This is a genomic window from Cytophagaceae bacterium (assembly GCA_016722655.1).
Lineage (GTDB): Bacteria > Bacteroidota > Bacteroidia > Cytophagales > Spirosomataceae > Leadbetterella.
Map to the genome: position 1 here is coordinate 334391 of JADKIR010000004.1, position 18323 is coordinate 352713.

The window sequence follows — 18323 nt, forward strand, 5'->3', positions numbered from 1 at the left end:
TTGAGAAAGCCACAAAAAGTTCAAATATTTCGTATTTTTACATATAAAATAAACCTAAAAATATGGAGGGATTTTTGTGGTTGGCGGTGGCTGTTTTAGCATTTTTAGCTGTAGCTGATTTAATGGTTGGTGTGGCTAATGACGCAGTAAATTTTCTTAACTCGGCCATTGGCTCCAAAGCAGCACCTTTCAGAACCATCATGTGGATAGCCACCGGGGGTATTTTCCTCGGAGCTTTGTCCTCAGCAGGTATGATGGAAATCGCCCGGGAAGGCATTTTCAATCCGGAATATTTTACTCTTACTGATGTCCTGGTCATTTTTCTGGCTGTAATGCTCACCGATATATTCCTGCTAGATGCCTTCAATACTCTAGGATTGCCAACCAGTACTACAGTCTCGTTAATTTTTGAGCTTTTGGGAGCCTCAATCATAGTTTCGGCATTTAAAATCATGGGCAACAATGAGCCATTGAATTTTCTGTTCAATATTAACGACACCGCCAACAACATAATTGGTTATATCAACTGGGAAAAAACCAACACCATTGTTTCCAGCATTTTTCTTTCTGTGTTAATTGCCTTCTCTTTTGGTGCTTTGGTGATGTTTATCAGCCGTTTACTATTTAGTTTTCAATTTGAAAAACGCATGAAAACGGTTGGCCTGGTGTATGCATCGCTTGCTATGCTGGCCATGAGTTATTTTTTAGTATATAAAGGCTTAAAAAGTACATATTCTACCAAAGAATTGAGTGTAAAAGAACTCATAGATTACAGCAAAGCTCTCAACCCAAAATCAACGGAAACATTTGCCAATCAAGACATTGTAAAAATCAAAGATGCAGAGGGGAATGAATTGGTTTTCAATAAAAAAGTAAATGAAAAGGGTAAAGAAGTTTACAGTATCTTTTTCGGAAATAAGGGAATCAAAGAAATAGCAGATACAATCAAAGACAACTTTGCGGTGTTTTTGCTGGTATTTTTTGTTTTTTGGATTATTCTCTTTGCCATTCTTAATCAATATGGGCTAAACCCACTCAAAATTGTGGTTTTTGCCGGCACATTTGCCCTTTCAATGGCGTTTGCAGGCAATGACCTGGTTAATTTCATAGGTGTGCCTTTGGCAGGTTGGCAATCCTTTGATATGTTTCGACAGGCATCCTTGGCAGCGGGAGGTGGTATAAACCCTTCTGAATATAGTATGATAGGGCTGAAATTCCCAATGCAAGCACCATATATTTTTCTTTTTGTGGCTGGCTTAATCATGACTTTAACTCTTTGGTTTTCGAAAAAAGCAAGAACAGTAACCGAAACAGAAGTAAAACTAGGTACTCAGGAGGAAACTCAGGAAAAATTCAGATCCAACTGGTTTTCAAGATATATTGTTCGTTTTTCTATACTACTTTCAAAAACCCTGAGTGAAGTTCTACCATCCGGAATGAAAAGATGGATTAACAGACAGTTTATTCCAAAAATCGTAACGGACAGTAAAGAGGCTCCAGCATTTGACCTTATCAGAGCATCGGTAAATCTTACAATGGCAAGTATGCTAATAGCCGCCGGAACAAGTCTAAAACTTCCACTGTCAACCACTTATGTGACATTCATGGTGGCAATGGGTAGCTCACTCGCCGACAGAGCCTGGGGTAGAGAGTCAGCTTCTTACAGGATTGCCGGTGTTATAAACGTTATCATGGGATGGTTTGTAACTGCCGCCGTAGCATTTATTGTGTCATCTATTTTAGCCGTTATATTGATAAATTTTCAAATATATGGTCTGATTTTTTTAGTTATTGCATTAATCTCCGTGGTTTTATTCACCAATTATTTTCATAAAAAAGAAAACGAAAGAAAGGAAAAAACCGAAAAAATCATACAAAATATTGAGCTTACTTCTGATGTCTCTTTCCAAAAAACCTCAGTAGAAATTTCTGAAAGTTTACTTACCATCAATAAAGCATTTAAGCTAGCGATCGACGGCTTGATTTCTGAAGATAAAACGAAAATAAAAAAAGCAAAATTGATGAGCAACGAGCTCACTGAATATTACTTTGACATAAAAAATAACCTTTTTAAGGCAATCAAAAAGTCAAAATTGAGTGAAAAACACACTGCCCAGCTGTATATACTCACCAACGACATGATGCAGGATATTTTGCAATCTTTGAGTTTTATTATTTTGGCAGCTGAAAGCCATGTTAGCAACGCCCACAAGCCTTTAATGGAAAACCAGACTGATTTAGCAGTAAGGATAACCAACGAAGTTGACAAATATCTCATTCAGATTGCCAATGGGCTTTCAAACAATGATTATTCTGAATTGGACGAAACACGAAAACTGAAAAAATCAATTTTTGATCATATAGAATATGCTCTCTCCAATCAGGTGGAAGGTATCTCCAAAAAAGATTATGGTTTTAAAAACACTGATCTCACACTGAGATTATTACTCGAAATCAAGGACTTAGTTGCCATTGCTGTGCGTTTTGCAAAATTACTCAACAGACTCAACAAAGGTCAAAGCCCATTGGGTAACAGGTAGATTCAGTTTATTTTTGGCAAATATTTTTGCAGAAAAATTCGATTTTCTGCAATCGTTCCCATAAATAATCTATCAAAAGCACTTTCTTACAATGGTTTTTTTGTACTAATTTTATCCAGATTCAACCTGGGTTATGAAAAAATCAATTGTCATGTTGTTAATTCCTACTGTAGCATGGGCACAAAGTCCCTCTTTGCGACAAGGTGCTTTTTTTACACCTGAAAAAGGAAAAACAGAACTCAGTGAAGCGTCCAAACTTTACAACAATAAAAAAGAGTGGAAAAATAGAGCCGAAATCATCAAAAATGGCATAATTCAAGGTGGGGAAATAAGTACAATCCTATCAAGTCAGCCGTTTAACGTTACCATTCACAGTAAAAAATCTTTGGATGGCTATACTGTTGAAAATGTATTTTTTGAAAGTTATCCTGGTATTTATATTACCGGAAATCTTTACAAACCTTCTATTCTGAAAAAAAAGAACCCTGCCGTATTGGCACCGCATGGACACGGAAACGACCCAAGATTTGGCGAAGCGACTCAGAAAAGATGTGCAACAATGGCTCGGATGGGTGCAATAGTTTTTACCTGGGATATGATTGGCTATGGTGACATGAAACAATGCGATCACAAAATCAGCCAGGCATTTAAACTACAGACTATCAACAGCATAAGGGCACTGGACTTTATATACCAAATGCCTGATGTTGATAAAAATAAAATTGCAATTAGTGGCGAATCCGGCGGTGGTACCCAGACTTTTATGCTTACTACTCTTGACGACAGAATCAAGCTTTCCATACCGGTCGTGATGGTTTCAAGTCACTTTTTTGGCGGATGCGTGTGTGAGAGTGGCATGCCCGTACATGTGAGTCAACATCATGCCACTTCTAATGTAGAAATAGCTGCCTGTGCCGCTCCGAAGCCAATGTTATTGATTTCTGATGGTGACGACTGGACTAAATACACTCCGGAGGTTGAATTTCCCCATATTCAACGAATTTATTCTTTTAATGGCAAAGAAAAAAATGTAGAAAATGCACATTTTGCCAATGAAAAACATGATTATGGCCCTTCAAAAAGGAAGGCTGCTTACGAATTTTTAGCAAAACATTTTGGACTTAATATTTCAAAGGCCGATGAAAAAAGTGTAAGTATTCTGGACAAAAATCATTTGAGTGTATTTAATTCTGAATTTCCTTTACCTGAAAATGCAAAAACAGGAAATGAAGAAGTACTAAAAGCATTAACCAACATAAAATGAACACATTAGTAAAAGATAGTGACATAGAATGGTCAGAACTGGGGGGTGGCATCAAACGAAAAATCATGGCTTATGATGCCCAAATGATGGTTGTCAAGGTAGCATTTGAAGCCGGAGGAGTCGGAGCCTCACATTCTCACCAGCATACTCAGGCTAGCTATGTGAGTAAAGGAGTTTTTGAAATAACTATTGATGGTAAAACTCAAACGCTTATCGCGGGTGATGTTTATTTTGTTCCATCAGGACTCATTCATGGAGCATTTTGTATTGAAGCTGGTGAACTGATAGATGTTTTTAATCCAATGAGAGAAGATTTTCTTTAATAAAATATTTGAAAAAATTGAAACCAATACTTTTATGAAAAAATATATAGCCTCATTTTTTCTAGTCTTTATTTTAAATTTCAGTATCGGCCAAAAGCCGCTTTCACAACAAATGGCCGATTCTTTTATAGGCTGGTACCCTGACTCCATAGTGGTAAAACCCCGAAAATCGTCCACCTGGGATTATGAACAGGGTCTTATGCTCAAAGCCATTGAAATGGTTTGGCATCGCACTGCTGATCCCAGATATTATAACTATATTCTCGCTGACCTTAATCGCTTTGTGGACAGTACAGGCAAAATAAAGACCTACAGAAAAGACGATTATAATCTCGATAATATAAGTACGGGAAGGGCTCTTCTGATGCTTTATCAGCAAACTCTACCCAATAAAGACAAGTTCAGAAAAGCGGCTGATCAACTTTGGGCTCAACTTGAAAACCAATCGACCACCAATGAAGGTGCTTATTGGCATAAGCAACGCTACCCTTACCAAATATGGCTCGATGGCCTTTTTATGGCTGAGCCGTTTGCCGCAGAATATTCCAAAATATTCAATCATCCAGATCATTTTGAAACCATCGCCCGACAGTTTGAACAAGTTGAAAAACACATGGTGGATTCCACTACGGGCCTACTATATCATGGTTTTGATGAATCACGCGAACAAGGCTGGGCCAACAAAAAGACAGGACTTTCACCGCATTTTTGGGGAAGAGCCATCGGCTGGTATGCAATGGCTTTGGTAGAAGTATTAGATTATTTCCCTGAGAATCATCCAAAAAGACCTGAAATAATTGGTTATTTGAAAAGATTGGCTCCGGTTTTAGTAAAGTACCAGGATCAAAAATCAGGTGTTTGGTATCAAATGGTGGCATTAGGAAGCAAAAAAGGCAATTATTTGGAAGCGTCAGTTTCTAATATGTTTGTGTATGCTTTGCTGAAAGGCGTGAGAAAGGGATATTTGCCGGCTTCCTATCTTGTATCGGCAAAAAAAGGCTACCATGGAATATTGAAAGAGTTTTTGATAAAAGAAGCAGATGGTAGTATTGGGCTCGATAAAACTGTTTCGGTAGGTGGCCTGGGCGGAAATCCATACAGGAATGGCACTTATGAATACTATTTGAGTGAGCCAATCCGGAAAAACGACTTAAAAGGTGTTGGGCCATTTATTTTTGCGAGCATCGAAATGGAAATGCTGAATGAAAACCAGATAGGAAAAGGAAAAACTGTTGCACTGGACTATCATTTTAACCGGGAATTCAGAAAAGACTGGAACGGAAATACCGAGCAGTTTCATTATACCTGGGAAGATACCTATCATTCGGGTTTTGGTTGGTTTGGCGAAATATTCCAAAATTATGGTGCAAAAATCACCGCCATCAAAGAAGCACCAACAGCTAAGAATCTTGCTGGAAAAAATGTATATATTATTGTAGATCCTGATACACAAAAAGAAACCGCCGAGCCCAACTTTGTGGACGCCGGAGATATTATTCCGATCAAAAAATGGGTTTACAATGGTGGAACGCTCATTTTAATGGCCAACGACACTTCCAATTGCGAGATTCCGAGATTCAATGAATTGTCAAAGGCTTTTGGAATAGAGTTTACCGGTAAAAGCCGAAATATGGTAAAAGGTGATCAATTTCATCAGGGAAAAATTGACATTCCGGCTGCTAACCGTGTATTTAAAAACACGAAACGCGTTTATGTAAAAGAACTTGTGACCCTAAAACTGAGTAAAGGAGCGACACCTCTGATCAAAGATGACGGTGATGTTATAATGGCCACCAATGTTTATGGAAAAGGTCGGGTCTTTGTGATTGGTGATCCATGGCTTTACAATGAATATGTAGATGGAAGAAAAATACCAATGGAATACCAAAACTATCAGGCAGCTAAAGATCTGGCAAGGTGGGCTCTGGGGAAATAAAAAATGATAAAATCTGAATTTATTGCCCTTAAGAAAGGGCTTTATTCTTCAATCAAAAAATATAAATGAAATATATTTTAATATTTCTTTTTGCATATGCAAATATTTGCCAAGCTCAAACCATTACAGTTTCGAAAGATGGTAGTGGTGATTTTAAGTCCATTCAAAAAGCCATTGAAAGCTTCAAGCCTTCAACGAAAGATAAATACCGAAAGATTTTTGTCAAAAACGGCACTTATAACGAGAAACTGTGGATTGATATCGTAAGACATCATTTGGTCCTGGAGGGTGAGTCAGAAAAAGGCGTAATCATCACTTTTACTCAGGCACGGGACATCTGGCGGTGCGAAAACCCCAACGACTATGGTGCAGCCACCATCAATGTAATGGCCTCTGATGTGGTTTTTAAAAACCTGACCATCCTAAATGATTATGGATTTAATGCAAAAGGTGACAGCGTAATCAAATGCCTTAACGAAGCAGGAAAAGTAAATCCCTCCACCGTTCAGAACTACGCTTTGCCACGCGAGCCAGGCGAAAGAGATGGAGAAAAAATTGTTCGAAAGGATGGTCACCAGTTTGCGTTCCGATCTATACCGGGTGCCACAAGACTCAAGTTCCTTCATTGTACTTTCCGCTCCGGCGGTGGCGATACAGTGAGCCCATGGGATGTAGAGGGCGGCATGTATTATTTCAACCATTGTACCATCGAAGGTCATGTTGACTTGTATTGCCCGAGAGGTAATGCACTGATAGAGAACTCATTGTTTATTTGTCACAATATGTCAGCGGCCATCTGGCATGACGGTTCGGCAAAAGAAAGTGACAAGACAGTTTTGAAAAACTGCAAATTTTTGGGCGACCAGGGTTTCAAACTGGGCCGCTACCATAGAGAGGCTCAAATGTATTTGTTTGATTGTGAGTTTAGTAAAGAAATGGCCGATGCCCCTATCTACCAGTCCGGCGACCGAAAACTCAATTGGGGACACCGTATATATTATAAAAACTGCCACCGTGAAGGCGGAGATTTCGACTGGCATAAAGACAATACAAGTTTGAAAGCCAAAGATTTGGGATTCAAGGGTGTATTTGGGAGAAAGTGGTGATTTTCTTTGAAAAAACACCTTTTAAAGAAATCTGTTTATTGTTTTCAGTTTTTAATAATAATGATTTCTTTTAAATTAATTATTATCTTGCCTGTCAATGTTTCAACCTTATAAAATGAAAAAAATCTTATTCTTTTTATTCCTAAGCCTCAGTCTTTCGGCTCAAAATGTCTTTAAAGCATCAGAAATAAAATCTCGTTTAGAAAAAGCCACCAAATGGCAACTGGAAAACCCAAAACATGAACCAACCGATTGGACAAACGGAGCGTTTTATGCCGGAGTATTTGCAGCATGGGAAGCCACTCAGAAACAATGGATTATGGATTCATTGATGAATTTAGGAAAAAAAACTTCCTGGCAACCCGGAAATAGATACGACCATGCCGATGATATTACAATTTCTCAGACCTATATAGATCTTTATCGTCAGAATAAAAACGAAAAATTGATAAAACCTACCTGGGATACCTTGATAAAAGTGCAGTTTTGGCCAGGTAAAGAAAAAGCCAATCATGGCATTACCTGGTGGTGGTGCGATGCCCTTTTTATGGGCCCTCCTGTTTTCGCTAAAATAGCCAAAGAAACAGGGGATATTTCTTTGCTGAAGACTAATGATGAGCTATTTAAGGAATGTTATGATTTACTCTACAATAAAGAAGAAAAACTTTTTGCCCGTGATGCTTCTTATTTGAAAGACGCTCAGGGAAATCAAAAACTCGAAGCCAACGGACAAAAAATATTCTGGAGCCGTGGCAATGGCTGGGTAATTGGGGGATTGGCCCGCTTGCTAGCTGAACTACCATCTGACTATCCTAACCGGTCATTTTATGAAACACTATTCAAAGAAATGGCTTACAGGTTAAAATCACTTCAACAACCCGACGGACTCTGGAGGTCAAGTTTGCTTGATCCGGATGCCTATCCCGGGGGAGAAGCTTCCGGTTCGGGATTTGACATCTATGCAATCACCTGGGGAGTAAACCACGGTCTTCTACCCGAAAAAGACTTTAAAAACACTATAAGAAATGGTTGGAAAGCGTTGAATACCCTTGTTCAAGAAAATGGTAAAGTGGGATGGGTGCAGCCTATCGGAGCTGACCCCAGACGTAATTTTGATAAAGAAAGTTGGGAAGTATATGGTACCGGTGCTTATTTATTGGCAGGCTCAGAGATGTTGAAATATTTGAAAAAGTAGATTAGGCACTCCCTCTGTCAATTAAATAAAAGGGATTTTTCTCGATTACCTGCTCTTTGTTTTTCAGGATTTGAGCGGCACGGGTACCCATGGCTTCAAAGTCGGTGGTGATAACCGTGATGTCGAGCACCTCTTTGAGAGTGGTGTCATTAAAAGAAACTACGCCTGTTTTTTTGCCTAATTTCAAATGGTTTTTTCTCGAAAACTTAATCACATCGGCCAAATCACTTTCTTCAATTACCACATACAGGGTTTCTTCAGAATGGTCTTCCAGTGCTAATGAAGAGGTTGGGTATGTTTTATGTGGAAGGTTATTATATGCACAAAATGCCCTGAATCCATTCTTGATATCTTCAGGATAATTTCCATCTTCAGGAAAAACTAAAACCAATTTTTTGTACTTGTTTATTTTTTTAAGATTTTTCTCGAAAACTTCAAAAATATCCTTCTCAAAATCCTGATAAATAGTAGGTGTATCTGGAAATTCGGGTATAAATTTATCCAGTAATATGAGTTCATATTTGGGAATCCGGTTCATTATCGGAAGAAAATCTGCTTTATCTTCTAAAAAATGGGGCATAACCATATAATGATTATACTTTCCAAGATTACGGGAAAGAATATCGTCAAAGGCTTCAACAGAGTAGTTATGGATCTGCAAATCAACCACAAAATCATCCCCAAGTTCATTAATTATTGCATAATATATGATTTTTTTATAAGAACTCATTTTATTCATAATGAGCAACACCCTGTTCTTGCTGTCTCTTTCAGACTTCACAAAAAATCCTTTTCCGTGAACTGCTTCAATGTAGCCTCGTTTTTTAAGTTCACGATATGCTTTTTCAACAGTATCTCTTGACAACAGATATTCGATGCTCATTTCAGTAATCGACATCAGTTGATCTCCGGTTTTCAGATAACCCCGTGCGATATTATCAATCACAGAATTGACAATCTGCTTGTATTTGGGCATCTTATCTTTTTCGTTGATTTTCAATGCCCTCAACATATTCTCTTTTCCCATTTTTGGCCGGTTTTTCTTTCTGTGGAGTTAAATTTAGCTTGAATTCAGGAAAAATTTATTTATTGAGAAAGGTTTTATTAAAAAAATCACGCAATCGTTTGCATTTATTTTTTTTAAAAATACCAATGAGAGCAGGACTGGTGTTTGTAATTTGTATTATAATTTGACCTAAAATAAAAAATCGCAGATGCAGAAACTGGCTTTTAAAATGAAACTTTTCCCTGGAAAAGAAGCGGAATATAAAAAACGCCATGATGAAATCTGGCCTGAATTAGTTGATTTGTTGCATCAAAATGGTATTTCTGATTATTCCATTTTCCTCGATGAAGAAACATTAAGCCTGTTTGGTGTTCTCAATATTGTTGATGCCACCTCCATGAACCTGCTACCTGAAAGCCCGATCATGAAAAAATGGTGGGCTTATATGGCTGATATCATGGAGAGTAATCCCGACAACTCACCAGTTAGTATTAGCCTGAAAGATGTGTTTTATATGAAATGATTCGATGGACGATTGATTCGATTAATTCGATGGACGATTGATTCGATTTACGATTGATTCGATTTACGATTGATTCGATTTGGGTTTGGCTCGATTGGGTATTTACCTCTTATTATTCTAAAATTAGGTTTGGATGTATCTCAATTTTTGTAAAGAAATAATTAAAAATGATTTAAAAATTGGATTTTGAATATTTTATAAAAATGAAAAAAATATTAACTCTCAGTCTGATAATTCTACCTATGGCAATGTTTGCTCAAAGAAATGTAACCAATGCCAATGATAGCAATACACCTCTTCACCTTTTGCAACCCGACTACCCTATCCCATACGGAATCCCGAAAACCGAAGAAGTTAAAGCCTCACTTGACCGGGTATTCAATTACCTCAATGGAGTTACTCCTATGGCATTTGTAGATTCAAAAACCGGAGAAGAAATTAATGATTTATCCAAAATTTCGGCTACCACTGCTCTCAAAAAAGGTGATTACAGGCTCGTAAGCTACGAATGGGGCGTAACCTATGCCGCCATGCTGGCCGCCACAAAAGCTACAGGTGACAAAAAGTATAAAAACTATACACTTGAAAGATTAAAGTTTATCAGCAATGCAGCCCCATATTTCAAGAAAACCTCGGAAGAACATGCCGACTGGGCCACCGCCGGTCCACTTCGTGGCTTGATAGCTCCAAGAGCTCTTGACGACTGTGGGGCCATGTGTACGGCCATTTTGAAAACTAAAATGAGCGGAGAAAATCTTGATGCTAAGCTACTGATTGATACCCACATAGATTATATTTTAAACAAAGAACATCGCCTAAAGGACGGTACACTTGCACGAATGCGTCCACAGGCTGATGCACTCTGGCTTGATGATATGTTTATGGGTGTGCCGGCCATCGCCAATATGGGAAAATACACCGGTCAGAAAAAATATTATGATGAAGCTGTGAAACAAATTCAACTATTTCATAGTAAGATGTTTAACAAAGAAAAGGGTGTATATATGCACGGCTGGATTGAAGGCATGAGCGAGCATCCGCAGTTTCATTGGGCAAGAGCTAATGGTTGGGCGATTTTGACCAAGATTGAAGTATTGGATGTACTTCCGGCCAATCATCCTGGCAGACCTATAATTATCAAAATGCTGAAAGACCATATCCGTGGTCTGGCAAGATACCAGTCCGGCTCAGGCTTTTGGCATCAACTGCTCGATAGGGAAGATTCCTACCTGGAAACTTCAGCAACGGCCATTTACACCTACTGCATAGCTCACGCTATCAACCAGGGATGGATCGATAAAATGGCTTACTCGCCGATGGTCATGCTGGGCTGGAATGCCGTTTCAACCATAATCAACGAAAAAGGACAAGTAGAAGGTACCTGCGTTGGTACCGGAATGGGCTTTGACACGGCGTTTTACTATCACCGTCCGGTTAGTCCATTTGCTGCACACGGATACGGCCCAACGATTTTCGCAGCATCAGAAATCATTAACTTACTCAACAACAATAAGTTTGAGATCAACGACAGCTCGGTACAATGGAAGAAATGAGAAAATCAAGCAAAAAATAATTTAACTATTTCATCAGATAACAGGATGCCATTTTTCAAAAGCATCTCCTTATTTTTTAAGCCATTTGCCCCCGGCATTCTTACATTTTCACCTGAGGCCAAACATTGATTCCTGAAATTCTCCATTTCGGCTAAAAATGCAATTTCACCGGCAAATTTTCCGGGGTCAATTACCTGAATAAAAACCGATGCTCCCCATCTTTCAGGATTATCTTTTCGTCCATAACCACCCAATGCACTGGTCATGGCTTCAATCAGGATGCCCAGGGCAAAGCCTTTATAGCCCAAATCCATTCCACCGAGCGGCAAAATGGTAGATGGTGGATTTTCAAAAAAGGATTGGGGGTCACTGCTGGCGGTTCCATCGGGTTTCAGAAGCCAGTTTCCTCCTAACAGTTCTTGATTTTTAGCTGCCCGGTTAACCACCGCATTGGCTGTGGCTGAAATACTCACATCTATCAAAATCGGATCACCTTCGGTTGGAATTCCAATGGCCAATGGATTAGGAGAATAAACCGGAATTTTACCGCCAAAAGGTGCCACAGTTTTGTTTCTGGGATCAGAACAGGCGATTATCACCATCAAATTTTTGCGGGCAACAACTTCCAAAAATGCAGCCAAACAGGCAATATGATGAGATTTCTGGATTACCACAGTCCCTACCCCTTCACTTTTTGCCATTTCGATTGCGGTTTCGATCGCCTTTTCAGTGAGCCATGTACCGGGAAGATACCGGCCATACCAGGTTTGTGTCGTGTTAGTGGTATTTATTACTTCAAAGCTTCCATTTCTTTCCATTTGACCATTTTCCAATTCTTCAAGATAAGGCTTAACCAAAGCCAAACCATGAGTAGTATGCCCTAGCAACTCGCCTTCAGTCAGGATTCGGGCGATGCTCGCTGATTTTTCAGGGTCAAGGCCATGTGATTGGAAAAGATTGGTGATTTTTTCAAACAGAACACCGTATTCAAAATGCATATCAGGGTAATTAGTTTGGGTAAAAATATGGATAAATTCATAAAAAGGTCTTTTAAAGATTTATTCTTCCAAAGAAATTCATTAATTTAAATAAATAATTTTTAACCGATACAACCATTTCCATGCTTTTATTCCACTTTATAATAAAACCCTCTGAAACCCAGGCTTTATGACAGAAACAGAGCTCATAGCAGCTTGCAAGAAAAATGACAGGATTGCACAACGCACGCTTTACGACAAATACAAACGTGCCATGTACACACTTGCCTACAGGTTAACGGGGAATTTCGATGATGCTGACGATGTATTACAGGATGCTTTTATTGATATTTTCAGAAATCTGCAAAATTTCAGAGGAGAATCGACCATCGGGGCATGGATAAAAACCATTGTCATCAGAAAAGCCTATAAAAAAATAAAAGGGCCGGTGATGCCAGAGAATATTGAAGATTATCAAAATGTCGTAATTACTTTATCTCATGAGAAAATTGATGCCGAATATCTTGAAAAAGCCATTTTGAGTTTGCCCGATGGATACAGAACGGTCTTTCTTATGCTAGAGATTGAGGGATATACCCACAAAGAAGTAAGTGAAGTCCTGGGGATAACGGAAGGCACCTCAAAATCACAGCTATTTTATGCAAAAAAAAGATTGAGAGAAATGTTAAAATGAAAATTTTAAAAATGAATTTACCGGAATACGAACCATCAGATAAAATTTGGCAAAGCATTGAAAATATATTCGATGAGGAAAATTTCAGGTCAATTTTACATGATTTGCCTCAGTATGAACCTCAAGAAAAAGTATGGAAAAATATTACTTCAGATATTACCAATACAAAATTCATCTGGATGAAATGGATAGCAGCGGCTTCAATCATTTTGATCGCAGGTATATTTTTTATTCAAAAAAATGCAGGTGTAAGTTTTACCAAACAATCGCTTGACCCTGAGTTGGTTTTGAATGAAAACGACAATAGTGAATACGGATACGAACAAATAAAAAAGATTTGCATTGAAGACAAAATAGTTTGCGAAAAACCTGAATTTAAGGCATTGGAAGCTGAACTCGACGATTTAAATACGGCTAGTAAGGCACTAAAAGAAGCGATGGGCAAGTACAATACAGAGCCGGAACTCGTAGTTCAATTGGCCGAAATTGAAAACCAAAAATCCGACATAATACGCCAAATGGCAGCACAAATTTGAAAGAATAATGAAAAAGAAATTAAAAATATTATTAACGACAATTTTGTTTGGACTTATGACTCAGGCCTGGGCACAAACCACGCTCCAGGTGGCTAACAGGCACTTTGAAAAAGATTTTGAGCAAATAAAAGCCTTGAAATTAGATGCTGAAAAAGCTGATATTGAAATAATAGTGTGGAATAAATCGAAAGTGAGCCTAAGTGCCGATCTCAGTGCAAAGCACCCAGAAAAAAATACTGCTGCCCATGACCTCAACTTTTTGAAACTTGCTATCGATGTAAAAAACGGGGTTCTACACACTAGAAATTACATTTTACTAAGCCAAAAAGACCAAAAGCCAGAATCAAACTTTAAAACAAAATATGTAATAAGAATTCCGGCAGGATTGGAAATGGAGCTAAAAAATAGTTTTGGAAAAATCAATATTTCAGGCGAGACAAAAAAGCTGACCCTCAATTCTGAATTCTGTATCAATTCTTTGAGCAAAATTTCAGGAAATACTAAAATCCAAACAAAATATGGAGAAGTAAAAATTGATGAAATTGAAGGGACAACAAATATTAAAACCGAACGAACAAACCTTTCATTAAGAGCTTTTTCAGGCAATATTTCGATAGTTTCTTTTTATGGAGAAATCCTTTTAAATGGCCCAAAAGAGGTTCAAAATCTCACACTTAATGCCGACAAGTCAGAAATCAAGCTCATTGCCATCCCAATCAAAAAATTAGCTCTAAATCTAAGTACAATTTTCGGTCAAATTATTACTCCAACAGAAATGGGAAAGGTAAAAATGACAAAAAAAACAGCTCAACTAATATTTAATTCGAATGAAAAATCAAGTATGAATATCACAAACAAGTCAGGCAATATCACACTCGAAAAACTATGAAAATCATGAAAAAACTTATCATTTTACTCGCAATGTCTTTTTCGCTACACGCCCAAACCGACAGCACAAAAGTGACTTTCTCAGAAGAAAAAGTGGAGAAATTTGAAAAAACTACCCTCATAGACGAATACGAAAAAGCCTTTGGTGGTAATCGAATGGTGAAGAGTGGGTTGAGGGTTTTTGCTACTGATCCGGGATTATTGAACTCAAACCTTTTAGGGATTCAGCTGGAAAAGAAAATTGGAAAGTCCTTTTCCCTAATAGCAGAAGCTGGATATATGTTTAATATGAATACTTCGCAATCCAGCCTTGAAGGTAGTATGGAAGCCCGATATTATTTCAATATGAAAAATAGAATTAAGAATGGTTTGCAAAAATCAAACATTACCGGAAATTATATTGCAATAAAGTATCAAGTATTCGAAAATGAAATTCCAAACTACTATAAAATGGTGAATTTACTTGGATCCAGTTATCAGGTTATTGGAGGTTTTGTAGATGGAATATTTCTAGAAAAATCAAATATTTCTCTCAAATTTGGAAAGCAATTTGGCAATACTTTGAATCTGGGGTTTCAGTTTGGGGTTAAAAAAGGCTATATAATAGACCAATCGAACAGCTATAAAGATTATGGAAAAAACAAATTTCCTTTCTTTGTTTCAATGCAAAATCAGGTAGGATTTGGACTTCTATCCCCAAATGAACGATCAAAATCAAAGGACTATTGCGAGTTTTTGAAATGTAATTTTAACAATAAGGATTTGTTTAAATTAAACATTAACAATACTTTATATATTGATAAATCTACTCAGGACATTAAACTAGATTTGGCTTTTGAACAAAAAATAGCCAATTCTGCTTTTTCAATCAATTCAAATCTTTTTCAGGGTTTGAAAAATTGGAAAATATCTGAAATTTCCCATTATAAGGATACTACTTTTGTTTCCCCTGATGGAACAGAATATAAAGGCAATATTGCGGTTTTTTCTCAAAGGAAATACAATAATCTAAATTACGAAATAGGCCTTAAGGAGCAACTTAGATACTATATTGGTCAAAAGAAGAAGATTTTGGCGGGCAAACAAGGTAATAACCTGAATGGATTGTACTCAGGATTGGAATATCTCTATCAAATCAACAAAACATTAAATGGAAAAATCATCAATTTATCATTTCCAAACAGAACTGATTTACAAGCAATAAGTGGAATCATTGGATACCAGACATTGACAAACAAAAATTCATTTCTTGATATTAACATAGCCTTGGGTTTTGAATCAATTAAATCTTTTGGACAATCCGATTTACCTCGTGATTGGTTTAATCAAACTCATTTCGAAATAGGAATCAAACTCGGCCTGGCCAAATAAGTAAATCAATCAGGTATCAGCAGGACAGTAAACAAAAGTTTTTTCATGATTATTGAGTAAAATTTCAACCTAATGAAAAAAAATGTTGTCTGGATTTTTATTTTGATTTGTAGTCTCGATTCTTTTTCGCAAAAACTCCCCGAAAAGAATGAGGTATTGGCCAATATGCGACTGGCCAATGATTATTTCATGAAAATATGGCCTGATCCATCACAAAAGATTGTTTTGGACAAAGTCAGAACCTCAAATCTCTGGACAAGAGGCATTTACTACGAAGGATTGATGGATTTCTACAAAATTGATCCTGACAAAAAATATATCGATTACGCAATTGCCTGGGGCGAAGGCAACAAATGGGCGACCTGGTTTGGAGTAAAAAGCCGACATGCCGACAGTCATTGTTGTGGCATAACCTATATAGATTTGTATCAAATGGACACCACCCAAAAGCAACGATTGGCAGAAATAAAAGCTTCAATAGACCTTATGTTGGCCTCCGACAAAGTGGACGACTGGTCATGGATTGATGCCTTACAGATGGCCATGCCGGTGTTTGCCAAGTTGGGGGTGATGTACAATGACGAACGCTATTTTGAGAAAATGCATCAATTGTATTTGCATTCAAAAAACATCGAAGGTGGTGGACTTTACAATGCAAAAGATGGCCTCTGGTATCGTGATAAAGGTTTTGTGCCGCCGTTTAACACCCCAAATGGAAAACAATGCCACTGGTCGCGTGGCAATGGATGGGTTGTAGCTGCTATGGTAAAAATGTTGGAGATTTTGCCCAAAAATGCCAAACACTACAAAGAATATGAAGAAATGTACCTCACAATGATGAAATCGCTTTTGCCACTTCAAAGAAAGGATGGTTTTTGGAATGTTTCACTCTCCGATCCCAATGATTTTGGAGGGCCCGAACTCTCCGGCACCGCACTTTTTGCTTACGGCATGGCTTGGGGAATAAATAACGGGTATTTGAGCAAAAAAACCTACATAAAACCAACTCTAAAAGCCTGGGATGCGATGAACAAAACCAGTCTGCATTCTGACGGCATGCTTGGGTATGTGCAATCCACCGGCAAAGAACCCAAAGATGGCCAACCTCTCAGCTTTGAAAAAAAAGCTAATTTTGAGGATTATGGACTAGGTTGTTATCTTTTGGCGGGAACGCAGGTTTATTTATTGAAGTGAGAATTTTGTATTCTGCAGTTAGTTTGACTTGTCTACTTGACTAATCATTTTCTTCTAAGCAACTTGCTAGTTGAAGATTCCAAACCAATATATTTTAATAAAAAACAGCAAAATTTTAAAACATTCACAAGCAATTGTCTAATATTTTTGCTGTGAATATTACATCATTTGAAGTTTTAAATCCTGGGTTTAATAGGATACTATTACCAGCTTGAAAAATTACGTTTGCTGAGTTAGGAATTGCATTTGAAATATTGTCGCCCGTAGTAATGGAAACGTGGGCCTTTATATCATTAAAATTAATTGAATTAGTAACATCAACTGCATATTGGCACGCTGTAGTGTATTCTATTTCAAAAGGAAATTCTACATTTACATCTGGTGCAGAATCGGGTTTTCCTGCATCCACAATTGTTGACCAGGTATTGGTTCCAACCCTTAACTGCATGGCATTGGGAGTTGAAGCTGACCAAGGAGTACGTTGCCCTTTCACTGTACTTGTAGGGGCATTTAATACCCTACGGTTTATGGGCCTGATAGCCCACTCAATCCAGTATGTGCCGGCTGAAAGATTTAATGTCACATTGCTACTGACTTTAAAAATGAGGTGATTCGTCGTAGGGGTCGAACCTGGTGCGGGCACTAAAGAATTAAAAATACGATAAATTTTGGTATCAGTGGACTTTGACAAACGGTTTGTAGTCAAATTACCGAAAATTACCGTTCCACCAGCATTTGGAGGGCCATTATAGATTCTAAAGTAGAGACCGTCAATGGGATGGGTTGTCGCATTTAATTGAAATGCATAAAATGAAAACTTAGAAATACTCCAAGTCTGACCAACTGGCACAGTAAAATCATCGGCTAAATTGAAAGCAGTTTGCGTACAACTTGGTCCAATATTAATATTTGATTCTGTGGTATTTCCAGTATCGTTTTGGATTTCTGACCATCTATAACCAGCAGGAGCAGCAACTCCACTATTTGAAAGTGTATCTGTATGCAGAATTCCGTTTTTATATATTCTCTGAGCTTTAGAATTGGTGCTGACGAGCACGGTCAAAAGTAAAAACTTTAAGAATAGCGTTTTTTTGATAGAGTCCTTAACAAATTTGTGCTTTTGAAATGTTTTTGATTGTCTCTTATTTCTGTTTGCAAATTCGCCCATTAAAATTTTAATTAATGTAACAAAGTTCAAGACAATTGAAAACTATTAC

16 protein-coding genes are annotated in these 18323 nt (G+C 37.7%); 13 read left to right on the forward strand and 3 right to left on the reverse strand.

The window, feature by feature from the left end:
• The first annotated feature begins 62 nt into the window (after positions 1-62).
• From IPP61_02195 to IPP61_02220, 6 genes are all read left to right on the forward strand, one after another.
• Entirely contained in the window at positions 63-2540 is a 2478-nt protein-coding gene (locus IPP61_02195) for an inorganic phosphate transporter (protein ID MBL0323983.1), read from the forward strand.
• A 133-nt stretch (positions 2541-2673) separates the two neighbouring features.
• Positions 2674-3804: an acetylxylan esterase gene (locus tag IPP61_02200; GenBank protein ID MBL0323984.1), complete on the forward strand. Its 1131-nt coding sequence runs from the start codon at positions 2674-2676 to the stop codon at positions 3802-3804.
• Positions 3801-4127: a cupin domain-containing protein gene (locus IPP61_02205; GenBank protein ID MBL0323985.1), complete on the forward strand. Its 327-nt coding sequence runs from the start codon at positions 3801-3803 to the stop codon at positions 4125-4127. Before IPP61_02200 ends, IPP61_02205 begins: the two co-directional genes overlap by 4 nt.
• 34 nt (positions 4128-4161) lie before the next feature.
• Positions 4162-6063 carry a glycoside hydrolase family 88 protein gene (locus IPP61_02210; GenBank protein ID MBL0323986.1) on the forward strand — a complete coding sequence of 634 codons (1902 nt, stop codon included), beginning with the start codon at positions 4162-4164 and terminating at the stop codon, positions 6061-6063.
• A gap of 65 nt (positions 6064-6128) precedes the next feature.
• Positions 6129-7169 carry a pectinesterase gene (locus tag IPP61_02215; protein MBL0323987.1) on the forward strand — a complete coding sequence of 347 codons (1041 nt, stop codon included), beginning with the start codon at positions 6129-6131 and terminating at the stop codon, positions 7167-7169.
• Positions 7170-7266: 97 nt separating this feature from the next.
• A complete protein-coding gene (locus tag IPP61_02220) occupies positions 7267-8364 on the forward strand; it encodes a glycoside hydrolase family 88 protein (protein MBL0323988.1) in 1098 nt (365 codons plus the stop codon).
• A gap of 1 nt (position 8365) precedes the next feature.
• On the opposite strand, the gene IPP61_02225 is transcribed toward IPP61_02220, so the two are convergent.
• Entirely contained in the window at positions 8366-9373 is a 1008-nt protein-coding gene (locus IPP61_02225) for a GntR family transcriptional regulator (GenBank protein ID MBL0323989.1), read from the reverse strand.
• 205 nt (positions 9374-9578) lie between these two features.
• Between IPP61_02225 and rhaM the strand changes: the two genes are divergently transcribed.
• Complete coding sequence (gene rhaM, locus IPP61_02230; GenBank protein MBL0323990.1) at positions 9579-9893, forward strand: L-rhamnose mutarotase; 315 nt, start codon at positions 9579-9581, stop codon at positions 9891-9893.
• Between the two features lie 203 nt (positions 9894-10096).
• Positions 10097-11446 carry a glycoside hydrolase family 88 protein gene (locus IPP61_02235; protein MBL0323991.1) on the forward strand — a complete coding sequence of 450 codons (1350 nt, stop codon included), beginning with the start codon at positions 10097-10099 and terminating at the stop codon, positions 11444-11446.
• 5 nt (positions 11447-11451) lie between these two features.
• On the opposite strand, the gene IPP61_02240 is transcribed toward IPP61_02235, so the two are convergent.
• The gene (locus IPP61_02240; protein MBL0323992.1) at positions 11452-12444 is read right to left on the reverse strand and encodes an Ldh family oxidoreductase; all 993 of its coding nucleotides are present in this window, start codon (positions 12442-12444) and stop codon (positions 11452-11454) included.
• A gap of 169 nt (positions 12445-12613) precedes the next feature.
• On the opposite strand from IPP61_02240, the gene IPP61_02245 reads away from it, so the two are divergent.
• The 5 genes from IPP61_02245 to IPP61_02265 all read left to right on the forward strand — a co-directional run bounded on the left by IPP61_02245 (position 12614) and on the right by IPP61_02265 (position 17106).
• Positions 12614-13117 carry an RNA polymerase sigma factor gene (locus IPP61_02245; protein MBL0323993.1) on the forward strand — a complete coding sequence of 168 codons (504 nt, stop codon included), beginning with the start codon at positions 12614-12616 and terminating at the stop codon, positions 13115-13117.
• Complete coding sequence (locus IPP61_02250) at positions 13114-13653, forward strand: hypothetical protein (protein MBL0323994.1); 540 nt, start codon at positions 13114-13116, stop codon at positions 13651-13653. Before IPP61_02245 ends, IPP61_02250 begins: the two co-directional genes overlap by 4 nt.
• 7 nt (positions 13654-13660) lie before the next feature.
• Positions 13661-14542, forward strand: a complete 882-nt coding sequence (locus IPP61_02255; GenBank protein ID MBL0323995.1) for a DUF4097 family beta strand repeat protein — start codon at positions 13661-13663, stop codon at positions 14540-14542.
• Between the two features lie 5 nt (positions 14543-14547).
• Positions 14548-15912, forward strand: coding sequence for a hypothetical protein (locus IPP61_02260; GenBank protein MBL0323996.1), 1365 nt, complete (start codon positions 14548-14550; stop codon positions 15910-15912).
• A gap of 72 nt (positions 15913-15984) precedes the next feature.
• Complete coding sequence (locus IPP61_02265; protein ID MBL0323997.1) at positions 15985-17106, forward strand: glycoside hydrolase family 88 protein; 1122 nt, start codon at positions 15985-15987, stop codon at positions 17104-17106.
• A 124-nt stretch (positions 17107-17230) separates the two neighbouring features.
• On the opposite strand, the gene IPP61_02270 is transcribed toward IPP61_02265, so the two are convergent.
• On the reverse strand, positions 17231-18274 hold the full coding sequence (locus IPP61_02270; protein MBL0323998.1) for a hypothetical protein: 1044 nt from the start codon (positions 18272-18274) through the stop codon (positions 17231-17233).
• Between the last annotated feature and the right edge of the window lie 49 nt (positions 18275-18323).